Genomic DNA, 14,274 nt, shown 5'->3' with positions numbered 1-14,274 from the left:
GACTCAAGTCATTACTACAAACCCTATCGCAATTCGAGGCAACCGCTAGGACATAAATCCCAAACCCTCATCCCTCTTCCCTCAGCGTCCTCAGCGCTCTCTGCGGTTAATACCTCTTCCCTCTTCCCTCTTTCCTCTTCCTTCTTCCTTCTTCCTTCTTCCCTCTTCCTTCTTCCTTTGCAGTTAGAGCCGATATTATGTCAGGATTAAAGATGCTGACTTGTTTGCCTTATTGAAATTTCCCTTATGCCAACGATCATTTCCACTGCTGTCGTACCGTTTTTGGGGTCGGAAATTGTACCAGACTACGACACCGCCAAAGTAGTAATTTTACCAATTCCCTACGAAGCTACCACCACTTACCGCCGGGGGTGCGAAAACGGGCCGGCGAAACTTCTAGAAGCTTCTCATCAACTCGAGTGCTATGACGAAGAATTGGATTCCGAAGTTTGCTACGATGTCGGAATTTATACAAAAGAGCCGATCGCCGACACTCGCAACAGACAACTGGTTTCATCATCAGAAATGCTGCAAGTCACCCAAGCCGCAGTCCACCAGCTAGTTACCGAAAATAAATTTGTCATCTCCCTCGGAGGCGAACACAGCATCACCGCCGGTGTTGTCGAAGGTTATCGCCAAGCATACCCGGATGAACCTTTCACAGTCGTGCAAATCGACGCCCACGGCGACTTGCGGCACGAGTACGAAGGCTCGATTCACAACCACGCTTGCGTGATGCGGCGCGTTGTCGATATGGGCTTACCGACACTGCAAATCGGGATTCGCGCTATCTGCAAGGAAGAAGCCGACTTGATTAAAGCAAAACAGCTAAACGTGATTCGAGCTCGCGAAATTGCTACTCAACCGGATTGGGCCGATCGGGCAATTGCCAGCATAACAACTAAGCGAGTATTTTTGACGATCGACTTAGACGGCATCGATCCGACTTTAATTCCAGGGGTGGGAACGCCCGAACCGGGCGGGTTAAATTGGTATTCCCTCACCGGATTTTTGCGTCGCGTCTTCGAGTCCTACGAAGTCATCGGCTGTGACATTATGGAATTAGCACCTGTTGTAGATTCTGTTGTTTCGGAATTTACCGCAGCCAAATTAGCGTACAAAATGATTGGGTATCAAGCTCTGGCTCAAGGTTGGCTAAAACAGGGCGAGGAATAAACGGGTAAGTATGAGTTAAAATTGGCTGCGGGCAAGGCTAGAATTAAGACAAAGCCCAAAAACAGCCAATTTTATAGATACCAGGAGTTTCATCTTTCTTTCGTTGCAAATACCGATCTTCATACCCTCAAAAAATGAGTTTACTAATGGAAACAACCGGCACTCCGATTAACGGCTACGCTCCCGATTTTGAACTGCCGGGAGTAGACGAAGATGTTCACCATTTAGCTCGGTATTTAGAAAAATATCGAGCTATTGGGGTGATATTTATGTGCAATCACTGTCCTTACGTGAAGTTGTATCTAGATCGCCTTAAAGAAATTCAAGCAGAGTTTCAAGATCGAGATGTTACTTTAATCGGGATTAATGCTAATGATGCAAACCAGCATCCCGACGACAGTTTTGAGAACATGAAAATTTTTGCAGCCGACAATCAACTCAACTTCCCGTACATCCGAGATGTTGCTCAAGATGTGGCTGAAAGTTTTGGGGCTTCTAAAACGCCGGAGGTTTTTTTGTTAGACCAAGACGGCAAACTGCGCTATAAAGGTTTAATTGACGACAGCGCCGACGATTCGGCGGCGGTGCAAGTTTCTTATTTGCGGAGTGCGATCGACCAATTGCTCAACAGCCAACCCGTGGAGCCTTCAACTACAGAGGCGATCGGCTGTTCTGTCAAATGGCGAGAATAGCGAGGTTTTAAATTAACAATCCTGGATGCAGAACCTAATAATGTAGGGGTGCGCACTGCGCACCTTATCGCTTTAAGTAGGACCTAACTTCTGTTAACGAACCCCGAAGAGCGCGAAGCAAGAAAGAGAAGAAGATAGTTTTATAATGGTTTCCGAGTAACTTAAAATTAAAATTCAAAACTATTTTCGGTGAACTTAAAAAATACACGCATTCTCAATTTGATTGTCGCAGCCCTCGCGGCGTTAGCACTGCTGATTAGTTGGAACTTATTTCAGAGTGTTTCTCCAGTCGCAACAGCCCAACAGCGCACGTCTTTAACCGTATCTGCGGCTATCAGTCTGTCACAAGCCTTCGCAGAAATCAAGACTGTTTATCAAGGCAGCAATCCCAATGTTACTATCACTTATAATTTTGGTGCTTCCGGCGCCCTCGCACAGCAGATCCAGCAGGGAGCCCCGGTAGATGTATTCTTGAGCGCTGCTACCAAACAAATGGATGCTTTGCAGCAAGCTAATTTGCTGATTAACGACACGCGGCGCAATTTGCTGACAAATCGCCTGGTTTTGATTACTCCTAAAAATGGCATAGTTTTGAGCGATTTCAAACAGTTAACAGATGCTAGAATCAAGAAAATTGCGATCGGCGAACCGAAAAGCGTACCTGTGGGCCAATACGCTCAGGAAATGCTAACTAAGCTTGGATTGTGGCAGCAACTCCAGCAAAAATTAGTGCTAGGAAATAACGTCCGCCAAGTGCTGACATTTGTCGAAAGCGGCAATGCGGATGCTGGCATAGTTTACACGACTGACGCCAAAGCATCCGACAAAGTAACTGTGCGTCTAACGGCTGCGGAAAATTTGCACTCGCCCATTGTTTATCCGCTGGCAGTTATCAGAAACAGCCGCAATCCCGCTGCTGCAAAAGCGTTTGTTGACTTTTTGGCGGGCGATCGAGCTAAAATAGTATTTCAGAAATATGGATTTGGCATAGTTCGATAACTAACTAATTCGGGATTTTTTACCGCTGATGAAAGCAGATAAGCGCTGATTAACGCGGATTTATTTATAGATGGAATTTGATATTTCTCCGCTCTGGATATCTCTAAAATCCTCCACTATTGCGACATTTCTCACCTTTTTCCTGGGAATAGCCGCCGCCCGGTGGATGCTTTCAACTCGCATCAGAGGTAAAGCTTTGATTGAAGGCATTTTCATTTCTCCCTTAGTTTTACCGCCGACAGTAGTTGGATTTTTGCTGCTGATGCTGTTTGGGAGAAATGGGGCGATCGGTCAATTATTGCTACAATTCGACTTTACTATAATTTTCACTTGGCAAGCCGCCGCCATTACTGCCACAGTTGTATCATTTCCCCTCATGTACAAAACTGCTTTGGGAGCTTTTGAGCAAATTGATGCCAATCTTCTCAACGCTGCTCGCACTTTGGGAGCCTCCGAGTGGCAAGTCTTTTGGCGGATTATGTTGCCGCTAGCATGGCCGGGAATTTTAGCAGGAACTATTCTCGCATTTGCCCGCGCTTTGGGTGAATTCGGCGCGACGCTGATGTTAGCGGGGAATATTCCCGGACAAACTCAAACTATCCCGACGGCAATTTATTTTGCTGTGGAAGCAGGGGATATGAGGCAAGCTGGTATTTGGGTTTTGATTATTCTTAGTCTTTCTTTGAGCGTGCTAACTGCTGTTAATTTTTGGACTGATTTACAAAGGATATCGCCCAAACCGAATTCGAGCCAAAGATTGCACTCAAATCTTCCCAAAGTCGCGTCTACTTGTAACACAAAACCCCAAAAACAACAACCGGAAAGCGGACTTTGTTTAAACATTTTTAAACCTCTCTCTGGCTTTGCCTTAGATGTCGGTTTTGATATCGGCTCGGAAGTGCTGGGAATTTTGGGCGCGTCGGGTTCTGGTAAGAGCATGACTCTCCGCTGCATCGCTGGTTTAGAAACTCCCAGCAGCGGTAAAATTGCCGTCAACGGCAAGGTTTTATTTAACTCAGCACAGGGCATTAATGTACCTTCTAAAGACCGCCGCGTCGGTTTTTTGTTTCAAAACTATGCTTTATTTCCTCACCTGACAGTGGCTGAAAATATTGCGTTTGGCTTGCAGCATTTATCTGAAAGCGAGCAAAAACTTCGGGTAAAAGAACAACTAATTTCGGTGCAAATGTCGGGACTGGAAAACCGCTACCCGCAGGAACTTTCGGGAGGCCAACAGCAGCGGGTGGCTTTGGCGAGGGCGATCGCCCCTTCTCCAGAATTGCTGCTGTTAGACGAACCGTTTTCTGCTTTGGATACTCATTTGCGGAGTCAACTGGAACGCGAGTTAATGCAGACTCTGGCTAATTATCGGGGAGTTACTTTGTTTGTCAGCCACAATTTAGAGGAAGTTTACCGGGTGTGCAAAAATCTGTTGGTGTTGGCCGAGGGAAGACCGATCGCCTTTGATACCAAAGAGAATATTTTCGATCGCCCTGGCAATTTCACTGTCGCCCAGTTGACGGGCTGCAAGAATTTCTCAGCAGCTAAACCGATCGCAGAAAGTCTCGTGGAGGCGATCGACTGGGGCTGTACTCTGACTGTAGTCGAACCAATTCCCAAATCTCTAGTTTCTGTGGGAATTCGGGCTCATCAACTGAGTTTTGTTAGCGGGTGCGATCGTGAAAATACTTTTGCTTGTTGGATCGCCTCGACTGTGGAAACTCCGCACCGGGTGACATTATATCTCAAATTGCACTCGCCTCCCAATGATTCCCAAGATTATAACTTGCAAGCCGAAGTTTTCAAAGAAAAGTGGAGGGCTATTAAGGACAATCCTTTTCCCTGGTATGTTCATTTCGAGCCAATTAGGTTAATATTAATGGAGGCATGAGTTAACTAGCAATATACCGTTAACCGTCAACACTCAACAGTTAACAGCTAACCGTCAACACTCAACAGCTAAATACATCTTAACCAAACATCAAATCATGACTGAAAAAGTTCAAAAAACCGACGCAGAATGGCAACAACAACTCACGCCAGAACAGTTTAAAGTCGCCCGAAAGAAGGGAACGGAAAGAGCTTTTAGCGGCGAATATCACGACAACAAAAAAACCGGAATTTATAAGTGTATTTGCTGCGGCACTGAGCTATTTAAATCAGAAACAAAGTTCGATTCCGGTACCGGTTGGCCGAGTTTCTACGCTCCCGTTAGCGAAGAAAATGTCAAGTGCGAGTCGGATAACAGCTTGTTCATGCGCCGAACAGAGGTACTGTGCGCTGTTTGCGACGCTCATCTCGGTCACGTATTTAACGACGGGCCGAAACCTACCGGTCAGCGTTACTGCATGAATTCTGCTGCTCTTAATTTTGTCCCCAAGGATTAAATTTAGTCAACCGTTCTCAGTCAACAGTTCTGGAACAGGCTTTTGGGTCTGTTCTGGGTAATTGATGTTCAAAATGCACCCATGCTGCTATCTTATGGTGGAGGCAAACAGAGTAAAAAAATAGTGGCGGCATGGGGATGGTTTATCAGCGGGTTTTGCTGAAGCTCAGCGGTGAAGCGCTGATGGGCAGCTTGGGCTACGGCATCGATCCGATAGTCGTTCAGTCGATCGCCCAGGAAGTGGCCAAAGTCGTGTCCGAAGGCATTCAAATCGCGATTGTTGTCGGTGGCGGCAACATTTTTCGCGGGGTGAAAGCTGCTTCGGCAGGGATGGATCGGGCAACGGCTGATTATGTGGGCATGATTGCTACGGTGATGAATGCTATCACTTTGCAGGATGCCCTAGAACAAGTAGGAGTGCCAACGAGGGTGCAATCGGCGATCGCCATGCAAGAAGTAGCTGAACCCTACATCCGGCGGCGGGCGATTCGCCACCTCGAAAAAAAACGAGTAGTTATTTTTGGTGCCGGTTCTGGCAACCCTTTTTTTACTACTGATACTACAGCAGCTTTGCGGGCGGCTGAAATTGATGCAGAGGTGATTTTTAAAGCTACTAAGGTAGATGGGGTGTACGATTCCGACCCCCACCTCAACCCCAACGCGCGCAGGTATCAAACCCTCACCTATGCCCACGTCTTGAATCAAGATTTGCGGGTGATGGACAGTACGGCGATCGCCCTTTGCAAAGAAAATAATATTCCTATTATGGTATTTGACCTCTCGGTGTCGGGCAACATCTACCGAGCTGTAATGGGAGAATCTATTGGAACTCTTGTCGGAGGTTTTTGTGAAGTTAGCTGAAGCAGAAGATCATATGCAAAAGGCAGTTGAGGCTACTCAACGGTCTTTTAATACTATTCGGACGGGACGGGCCAACGCCTCCCTCCTCGATCGAGTCATGGTAGACTATTACGGCTCTCCAACTCCGATCAAATCCCTTGCCAATATTGGCACGCCGGATGCGACTACGATCAACATTCAACCGTTCGATCGCACAGCGCTCAACTCGATCGAAAAAGCGATTTCCCTGTCAGATGTAGGACTCGTTCCCAACAACGACGGTTCAGTTATTCGCTTGAACATTCCGCCGCTGACGAGCGACAGACGCCAAGAATTTGTCAAAATGGCCAGTAAGTTTGCTGAAGAAGGTAAAGTTGCAATTCGCAATATCCGCCGCGATGCCGTTGACTCGATTCGCAAGCAGGAAAAAAGCAGCGATCTCTCTAAAGATGAATCGCGGGACTTGCAAGATAAAATTCAAAAGCTGACGGACAAGTACATTGCCAAAATAGAAGAAGTTCTAGCAGCGAAAGAGAAAGATATCACGACAGTTTAGGGAATGGGAAATTGGGCCTGGGGAATAGGAATAGTTTTGAGATTGCCGAGAGCCGGTCGCGAACAACGCCCAGACTCTCGATGAGTTGTGATTTTTGAGTTAAAAACTCAATATTTAACACTCATAAGTTAGCAATTACCAGTTACTAATTCCCTGTTCCCCATAACCAATTACCAATAACCAATTACCCATAACCAAAAATGTTTGATGGCATTATTGTCGGTGCAAGCCCGGCAGGTAGCACAGCAGGTTATCACCACGCAAAGCAGGAACCTTCTGTTTTGGAAAGAACCAAAACTCTGTTCGATCGCAAGTTTAGAAACTCGCTCAATCAAAGGCGATTCGCTCAATTTCGATTTTGGTACTATTAAAAAAGGTTTTATCTGGAGCTTTCCCAAAGCTGACGGCTACTCTTTGAGTATTGCTGCGATGCGCGGCGACAAGCCAAAAGATATCAAGAAAATTTTGGCCGACTGCGCCACTAAGTGCGGTGCTGATGTTAGTGTCAGCAACGTGCGGGAACACCCCATTAGTCTGTGGGATGCCGATTGCACTCGCAAAATACTCTGCTTGTAGAAGACGCCACCAGTCTTGCCGACTCCCTCTCCGGCGAGGGGATTCGACCTGCCCTATTTAGCCAATTTAATGCTGCTCAGGCGATATATCGAACTCTTGGAGGTGCCTGCGACGCTAAGGAGCAGTATAATCAAACGATCGCCCAAAAATGGGGAACTGATATGGTTTGGGCCGGTCGCTTGGCTAGAGCATTCTATCAGTTTACAGGAGCTGCTTGCAGAGCGGGCGTCAAATTGCCGATCGCTACTCAGTTGACGAGCAAAATTTTGTGCGGTGAACTGCGTTATGCTGATATCGCTAACCGCGCTCTTAAAAAGCTGATGCCGTTTTAGGACGAAGAAAGAAGGAAAAAGGAAGATTCTTAAATCCCAATTCCTTATTCTTCATTCCCAATTCTTAATCGTTAATTTAACAATAGGAATTACGCACTATTCCTCAGAAAGCCAGTTGATTCCTAGATTTTTTGTGGCCAAGCCCAATTTTTTCCAATAAACGGGGTTCAAAAGCGTAACTTCTATTTTAAATAAAGTCGATGCGAGGATTTTTTAATACCAGCCCCGCGCTGCTTGTAGAATCTAATCTCAAATACTCTTGACAAAAAGTGGTTTGATACGTTACTAAGAGTGCGGTGAGGTGCTTTAGGCGCACCATGAATAATTACATTCTACCTAAATCCTGTAAAATATAAAATCTCAAATCTAATGATAATTTATTTTTATAAAGTAGAGGAGCCTTACGGCTGCTTTTCTAATTTTTCACTACACGACATTAGTCTGCACGGTCAAGATTGGTTGACTGTGGAACATTACTATCAAGCACAAAAATTTGTTAGCACTGATGAAAGATTAGTGGCGACGATTCGAGCCGTAGCAACTCCCCAGGAAGCCGCCAAATTAGGTCGCGATCCCAACCACCGGATTCGCGCTGATTGGGAAGCGGTGAAAATTCCTATTATGCGCGAAGCAGTTTTAACTAAGTTTCTCGTTCATACAGACATTCAAGCTATTCTCCTCGCCACAGGGGATCGAATGATTGTCGAGGATTCGCCAACGGATTACTACTGGGGGTGTGGCTGCGACCGAACCGGTCAAAATCATTTGGGTAAAATTCTGATGAGCGTGCGCAAGGAAATTAGTCAGCGCCTTGCGGGCTGATAGAAATTCAAATTCTTTCGTTCGTTATCATTGTATAAAGTTTTACAAGAAATGTCAAACTATCCTAACAATCAATAGTTTTGATAGTAAGAGTTTAATATTGCGAGAAATTTATAAGAGGATTAAAATAATAATTATTATTTGCTTAAGTCGCTCAGCAGGTTGAAGGCAGGGACTCAACCGGCGCGATCGCAGATTTTTACGATCCCAAGGCGCCAAAGGCGATAGACCGTCGTCTCTCACCAGTGCGCCACCGATTAACTGTACAGATCGGTTGAATCAAAAACTCAGGGTGGTGCATTTGAGTTTGAGCGCTCCAACAGCACATCAAAACTTTTTATTATCATTGTATAATTACAAAAGGAGATTTATTATGCAATTCACAGAAAATACGCAAGAATTACATCATAAACTAGACAGAGAAGTTTTGGTACGGCGGATAACTGAACGCATCCGCAAATCTTTAGAATTAGAAGATATTTTAACCAGTACGGTAGTAGAAGTGCGGTCTTTTTTGAAAACAGATCGCATTATGATTTACAGATTTAGTGTTGACGGGAGTGGAGAAGTTGTTGCTGAGTCAATTAATAACAACCGTCTCCCTTCCTTGAAAGGACTGCACTTTCCAGCAGACGACATTCCCGCACACGCCCGGGAGATGTATGTGAGTATGCGCCTGCGGACAATCATAGATGTTAACTCCGGGACGATCGTCCTGAGTCCCCTTGATGCTGCAGACACCGGTCAACCTTTAGTAAATGAAGAGATGCACTACCGAGCGCTCGATCCTTGCCACACAGCTTACCTGATGGCAATGGGAGTGCAATCTTCCTTAGTCGTCCCGATTTTGCACCGCACGATCGCGTCGGAAAACAGCAACATAGATATCTGCGATGCCCGGACCTGCTTGACTCGATACGAGCCAGGAAACAATCAAAAAATTCACATAGAACTGTGGGGACTTTTAGTGTCTCACCACTGTGCCCCCCTCAATATTTCACCAGCAGATTTAGAAGTAGTTCAGCTCGTATCAGATCAATTGTCTAGCGCTATCGCCCACGCGCTCCTCCTCCAGCAAACCCGCTCTCAAGCCACCCGGGAAGCTACCCTGAGCCGCATAGCAGCCCTGTTGTACGGTCACGCTAACATTCAACTGCAACAAGGTTTAGAAGCCACCGTCACCGCTTTGGGCGGCAGTGGCGGCAGACTCTATCTCAACCCCCCCAACATCAAGGGTGAAAAGTTATCGGTTCCCAAGATCGATCGAGCATTTTCCATTCCCCCTGCCCAAAGTGATGCTACCTTTGAACTGTTCGCCACAGGAGAACAACCCACACTTCCCGACTGGGAAACAGTCAAGGCGATCGAAGCTCATCCTCTCTGGCAGCAATGGCTAACCAAAGGATTCAAAAATACCGAAGAACTTCCCAAATTCCCAATTATTACTAATGCTCAATTTCCAGTTTGGATAATTACAGACTTATACAAAGAACCTTTATTTAGAGTTTTAGTTCCCGCTTTCCAAACTACTAAAATTCGGGGTTTGCTGGTAATTCCGCTCCACTACCAACAAAAAATAGTCGGCTGTTTGACCATTTTTCGCAATGAAATTGATACCGAAAAAATGTGGGCGGGGCGCTTTGATAGCAGCGCTGCACAAAGGCTTCCCAGACAATCCTTTGAACTCTGGCGAGAAATTAAAAAAGGTCAGTCACCAGAGTGGAAGTTGGAGGATATAGAGCAAGCTTTAGCTATAGGCAGCCAATTTTGTGCGGCAATTGGGCAGTACGTTCTTTATAAAGAAGTGCAAGCCCTAAATGCCAACTTGGAGCGTCAAGTTCAAGAACGCACCGCCCAATTGCAAAAATCCTTGGACTTTGCCCAAGTATTGACGCGAGTTAGAGACCAGATTCGCAGCACCTTAGATTTAAAAACCATACTGCAAACTATTGTGCGAGAAGTCAGACTTTTGTTGGATACCGATCGCACGGTAATCTACCAGTTTGCAGAAGACAAACAGGGCGAGGTAGTTGTCGAAGCTGTTTGCGGCCAGTGGCGGTCAATTTTAGGTATCACATCTCCACAAGAATGCTTTACCGAAGCCTCAGACTGCTTTTCTCAAACCGGGCGGGTGCGAGCAATTAATGATATTTATACTGAGGATTTAACAGCCTGTCACCGCGAATTTTTGGAAGATTTGCAGGTGAGAGGAAGTTTAATTGTGCCCATGAGGGGCAAAGATTCCCAATTGTGGGGGTTGCTGATTGCCCATGAGTGTTCGGGGCCCAGAGTTTGGCAAACAGCAGAACAGGAATTGGTGCAACATTTAGCGGCTCAAGCTGCGATCGCCATTCACCAAGCAGAACTTTATCAAGAAAGTCTCGATGCAGCAACTGCCGATCGATTAAAAGCCGAACAGCTAGCTAAAACCCTCACAGAACTGCACAATACCCAAGCCCAACTGATTCAAACCGAAAAAATGTCCAGTCTCGGACAACTGCTGGCGGGAGTCGCCCACGAAATCAATAACCCCGTTAACTTTATCTACGGCAATCTGTCCCACGCCAGCGAATACACCAAAGATTTGCTCTGCTTGGTGGCACTCTACCGCCAGCACTACCCCAATCCCAACCAAGAAATTAGCGAGTGCTCCGAAGCAATCGACATCGAATTTCTTGCCGAAGATTTGCCAAAAATTTTGGGTTCCATGACAGTCGGAGTTGACCGCATCCGCCAGTTAGTTGTATCTTTGCGCAATTTTTCTAGGAGCGATCAAGCCGAGAAAAAAGCTGTTGACATTCACGAGGGCATCGACAGTACCCTGTTGATTTTGCAGCACCGGATTAAAGCCAATTCCGATCGCAACACCGTAGAAATTATTAAAGAATACGGCAATTTGCCCTTAGTAGAATGCTATGCCAGCTCGCTCAATCAGGTATTTATGAATCTGATCGGCAATGCCCTTGACGCCCTAGAAATGAGACAAAGAGAGCGAGTTATGAATCTTCCCTTTCCAGTGGCAAGTGGAGCGGCGACACATTTAAGCTCGCAAAAACTGGCTGTCGAGCCACTAGATATAAATGCCAGCACCGAATGTTTGATTCCTGATTTCCCATCCCCTTGCATTCGGATTCGCACAGAATTAATCGATGAAAAAAGGGTAGGAATTTATATTGCCGACAACGGTCACGGCATCCCCAAAGAGTTAATCTCTCACATTTTTAATCCGTTTTTTACTACTAAACCCGTCGGTCGGGGCACGGGTTTAGGACTGTCTATCAGTTACCAAATAGTAGTTGAGAAACACCAAGGCGTACTCAAGTGTGATTCTATACCTGGTCAGGGTACAGAATTCAGGATCGAGATTCCACTGAATTAGGTAACTGTTAAGGCAAGATCAACTTCACCAGCACAGAACCGATCGAACCCAGAAGACTCATAAAGTTGCCACCGCCGCCCGTGCGGGGTTCCGTAGGCTTTTGGCGCGCAACAATTGCTTCGGCTAACTGCTTTGACAATTCCTGACCTTGGGGATTTCCTTGACTTGCAAAGAGTTCCTTAGCTCGATCGGCGTCTAGAGTCGCGCCGGCGAAGTCTCCCAAGTCAGCGCGAGACATACTCCGCGCAAAATAAACGGCTGCTAAATCCGATTTCAGATTCAGGGCTTGATTGTAATAATCAATGGCGTTTCTGTAGTTTCCCGCTTGAGCTTCCAGCACTCCCAACCGGTAGAAGTCTTCAGCCGTGCCGATATTGGTTGGCATTCCTCTAACTCCGAGCAGTTGCGCGTTAGTTAAATTGGCGTTGAGCAAATTGGCGTCGCTGAGATAGGCACTTCTCAAATCAGCACCGCTGAGGTTGGCACCGCTGAGGTTGGCACCCGTCAGGTTGACGCCAAACAAGCTGGTGCCGCTGAGGTTGGCACCGCTGAGGTCAGCCCCGGTGAGGTTGGCTCGGCTGAGGTTAGCCAACCTCAAGTCAGCACCTTTGAGATTGGCTCCTGTTAAATTCGCTAAGACCAAGCCCGCACTGCTGAGGTCGCAGTTGGGGCACTCTCGGGTGGCTAGTAATTGTTGCGTGTGTTGGATGTTCTCGGCGGGTGCAGGAGCGATCGGGGCGATCGCGCTCAGCAGCGTTGCAGCAGCGAGGATTCTGAGTTTCATTTTAACCGTCCAAAATCCAAAATATTAAATCTAAAATAGCTTTTATCGAAGCAATTGAAAATCACCATAACACGAGTTAACCAACAAATCCTTTGGCTCGCCGTATGTAGGAGTTCTGTGCGCCATCAGCACCCTACATTGAAGTTATCCGCCTACCTTAGTGTCAAATAAACACTTCCCTGCCAATAAATTAGGGTAATGAATTACTCATTACCCTTTAGCCGCGGTTCTCGGCAAGCATAAAAATTAACAAATAAATTACTCGTGAATCGTGCCGTCGGGCATCGTCGTACCCTTAAGATATACTCCGCTCAGGTTGACTTTTGTAAGGTTTGCTCCCAACAGGTTTGCGCCGCTTAAGTCTGACGCACTTAAAATCGCTTCAGTCAAGTCTGCCCTAATTAGATTCGCCCCCATTAAGTCGGCGCCGCTGAGGTCTACTTTGCTCAGGTTTGCGCCAATTAAATCGCATTCTGTGAGCACTGCCCTGCGCAAGTTTACTCCGTAAAGATTTACTCCGTGCAAGTCTGCACGGCTGAGTGTTGCGCGAGATATGTTGGCTCCAATTAAAGTTGCTTGTATCAGGGAAGCTCCGCTCAAGTCTGCTTTGCTGAGGTTCGCTCCCATCAACTCAGCTCGATTCAGGTTAGCTTCAGCTAAAAGTGCTTCTGTGAGGTCGGCTCCACCTAAGTCTGCTCTGCTCAAATTAATCTTGCACAAATTGGCTTTGCCAAAGTTGACTCTGTTGAGTTTGGCTTTGCTGAGATTGGCTCCAATCAAGTCGGCTTCATACAGATTGGCTCCAATCAATTCGGCTTCGTAGAGGTACACCTCGTGCAGGTAGACCCCGCTAAAATTTCTTTCTCCTATTGCGTATAGCTTGAGCAGTTCGTCAACGTTCATTGTGGCTTCTCTACACCTTTTAAATGAAGAATACTGTCAGCAAGCTGGTTACACCGGATGTTCTGCAATTTTAGATTTTAGGTTCTGAAAGATTTAGACTCATGGTGAGACTTCCCTCAATCTGCAAGGTTTTAGGTGGAAAGTCCGATCGAACCCATAACTTTTTGTGGCTAGTTGAGCTTACTGAGTATTAACGTGATTTAGATCACTAATTGGTGTTAGTAGTATCACATAGGAACCACAATTTCGATCACAGCAGGCTGGAAAAAATAGCCGATACTTATACAAGAATGCTGAGAAATTGACAATGCCACCCTCGTCGTGTTTTACTCAACTGGCGATCGAGCAAGTAGTTTCACAGATAATTGTCCGCTTGCTGTGAAAGTCGGTTGCAACGTCACTCGGCGCTAGCCGCTCCGGGCGATCGGAGAGTAGATATATCAGGATTTCTCGCACAGCGAAAGTCAGAAATGCACTTCTGGTAGTAGGAGAATGTCTGTATAAAAATGCGCTCGCTCATGTACAGACAAAGCCTGTTTGCTATCATCTAACGAGTAAAAATCACCCATACGTTCGCAAAAAATACCAATAAATAAATACAAAAAAACCATGATATAAATATTTAACAATAAGAACACAAATTGTATTCCTTAAAAGTCACCTATTCCCGCTAATGTTACAGTCGCTCGGTTAACGGCTATCAGTATTAGCAATGATGCTTGTCTATCAAATACAAAACTGACCCAGAAACCCGGTTTTTTACCGAAAAACTTCGTTGCAATCCTTGCTCCAGGTTAAAAAAAATCCGCTTTCTGATCGTTTCAGTGCG

Annotated in this window: 12 protein-coding genes and 2 pseudogenes; 12 read left to right on the top strand and 2 right to left on the bottom strand. The window is 46.1% G+C overall.

Features of this window, described 5'->3' with window-relative positions; genetic code table 11:
- Positions 1-246 precede the first annotated feature (246 nt).
- The 12 genes and pseudogenes from speB to QUA13_RS02340 all read left to right on the top strand — a co-directional run bounded on the left by speB (position 247) and on the right by QUA13_RS02340 (position 11,758).
- The gene (gene speB, locus QUA13_RS02390; RefSeq protein ID WP_333196343.1) at positions 247-1,176 is read left to right on the top strand and encodes an agmatinase; all 930 of its coding nucleotides are present in this window, start codon (positions 247-249) and stop codon (positions 1,174-1,176) included.
- 134 nt (positions 1,177-1,310) lie between these two features.
- Positions 1,311-1,868, top strand: a complete 558-nt coding sequence (locus QUA13_RS02385) for a thioredoxin family protein (RefSeq protein ID WP_333196341.1) — start codon at positions 1,311-1,313, stop codon at positions 1,866-1,868.
- 189 nt (positions 1,869-2,057) lie between these two features.
- Complete coding sequence (modA, locus tag QUA13_RS02380; RefSeq protein ID WP_333196340.1) at positions 2,058-2,867, top strand: molybdate ABC transporter substrate-binding protein; 810 nt, start codon at positions 2,058-2,060, stop codon at positions 2,865-2,867.
- Positions 2,868-2,937: 70 nt separating this feature from the next.
- Positions 2,938-3,570: pseudogene (modB, locus tag QUA13_RS32670) on the top strand (molybdate ABC transporter permease subunit); the annotation flags it as partial.
- Between the two features lie 234 nt (positions 3,571-3,804).
- A pseudogene (locus QUA13_RS32665) lies at positions 3,805-4,204 on the top strand (sulfate/molybdate ABC transporter ATP-binding protein); the annotation flags it as partial.
- 651 nt (positions 4,205-4,855) lie between these two features.
- Positions 4,856-5,254, top strand: a complete 399-nt coding sequence (gene msrB, locus QUA13_RS02370; RefSeq protein WP_333196336.1) for a peptide-methionine (R)-S-oxide reductase MsrB — start codon at positions 4,856-4,858, stop codon at positions 5,252-5,254.
- A 131-nt stretch (positions 5,255-5,385) separates the two neighbouring features.
- Entirely contained in the window at positions 5,386-6,114 is a 729-nt protein-coding gene (pyrH, locus tag QUA13_RS02365) for a UMP kinase (RefSeq protein ID WP_333196335.1), read from the top strand.
- The gene (gene frr, locus QUA13_RS02360) at positions 6,101-6,649 is read left to right on the top strand and encodes a ribosome recycling factor (RefSeq protein ID WP_333196334.1); all 549 of its coding nucleotides are present in this window, start codon (positions 6,101-6,103) and stop codon (positions 6,647-6,649) included. Before pyrH ends, frr begins: the two co-directional genes overlap by 14 nt.
- A 207-nt stretch (positions 6,650-6,856) precedes the next feature.
- Complete coding sequence (locus QUA13_RS02355; protein WP_333196331.1) at positions 6,857-7,225, top strand: hypothetical protein; 369 nt, start codon at positions 6,857-6,859, stop codon at positions 7,223-7,225.
- On the top strand, positions 7,198-7,557 hold the full coding sequence (locus QUA13_RS02350; protein WP_333196329.1) for a hypothetical protein: 360 nt from the start codon (positions 7,198-7,200) through the stop codon (positions 7,555-7,557). Before QUA13_RS02355 ends, QUA13_RS02350 begins: the two co-directional genes overlap by 28 nt.
- A gap of 369 nt (positions 7,558-7,926) precedes the next feature.
- A complete protein-coding gene (locus QUA13_RS02345; RefSeq protein WP_172190872.1) occupies positions 7,927-8,379 on the top strand; it encodes an NADAR family protein in 453 nt (150 codons plus the stop codon).
- A gap of 373 nt (positions 8,380-8,752) precedes the next feature.
- On the top strand, positions 8,753-11,758 hold the full coding sequence (locus QUA13_RS02340; protein ID WP_333196327.1) for a GAF domain-containing protein: 3,006 nt from the start codon (positions 8,753-8,755) through the stop codon (positions 11,756-11,758).
- A gap of 7 nt (positions 11,759-11,765) precedes the next feature.
- On the opposite strand, the gene QUA13_RS02335 is transcribed toward QUA13_RS02340, so the two are convergent.
- Together QUA13_RS02335 and QUA13_RS02330 are read right to left on the bottom strand one after the other, a co-directional pair.
- The gene (locus QUA13_RS02335) at positions 11,766-12,542 is read right to left on the bottom strand and encodes a pentapeptide repeat-containing protein (protein WP_333196325.1); all 777 of its coding nucleotides are present in this window, start codon (positions 12,540-12,542) and stop codon (positions 11,766-11,768) included.
- A gap of 258 nt (positions 12,543-12,800) precedes the next feature.
- On the bottom strand, positions 12,801-13,445 hold the full coding sequence (locus QUA13_RS02330; protein WP_172190875.1) for a pentapeptide repeat-containing protein: 645 nt from the start codon (positions 13,443-13,445) through the stop codon (positions 12,801-12,803).
- Positions 13,446-14,274 lie beyond the last annotated feature (829 nt).

Source organism: Microcoleus sp. S28C3 (assembly GCF_036700785.1).
Lineage (GTDB): Bacteria > Cyanobacteriota > Cyanobacteriia > Cyanobacteriales > Microcoleaceae > Microcoleus > Microcoleus asticus.
This window is presented reverse-complemented; position numbering and strand designations above follow the sequence as displayed.

Bases quoted from the DNA above. Each gene is read 5' to 3' on its own strand.
- speB (WP_333196343.1), top strand. From the start codon at position 247: ATGCCAACGATCATTTCCACTGCTGTCGTACCGTTTTTGGGGTCGGAA.
- QUA13_RS02385 (WP_333196341.1), top strand. From the start codon at position 1,311: ATGAGTTTACTAATGGAAACAACCGGCACTCCGATTAACGGCTACGCT.
- msrB (WP_333196336.1), top strand. From the start codon at position 4,856: ATGACTGAAAAAGTTCAAAAAACCGACGCAGAATGGCAACAACAACTC.
- pyrH (WP_333196335.1), top strand. From the start codon at position 5,386: ATGGGGATGGTTTATCAGCGGGTTTTGCTGAAGCTCAGCGGTGAAGCG.
- QUA13_RS02355 (WP_333196331.1), top strand. From the start codon at position 6,857: ATGGCATTATTGTCGGTGCAAGCCCGGCAGGTAGCACAGCAGGTTATC.
- QUA13_RS02345 (WP_172190872.1), top strand. From the start codon at position 7,927: ATGATAATTTATTTTTATAAAGTAGAGGAGCCTTACGGCTGCTTTTCT.
- QUA13_RS02340 (WP_333196327.1), top strand. From the start codon at position 8,753: ATGCAATTCACAGAAAATACGCAAGAATTACATCATAAACTAGACAGA.
- QUA13_RS02335 (WP_333196325.1), bottom strand. From the start codon at position 12,542: ATGAAACTCAGAATCCTCGCTGCTGCAACGCTGCTGAGCGCGATCGCC.
- QUA13_RS02330 (WP_172190875.1), bottom strand. From the start codon at position 13,445: ATGAACGTTGACGAACTGCTCAAGCTATACGCAATAGGAGAAAGAAAT.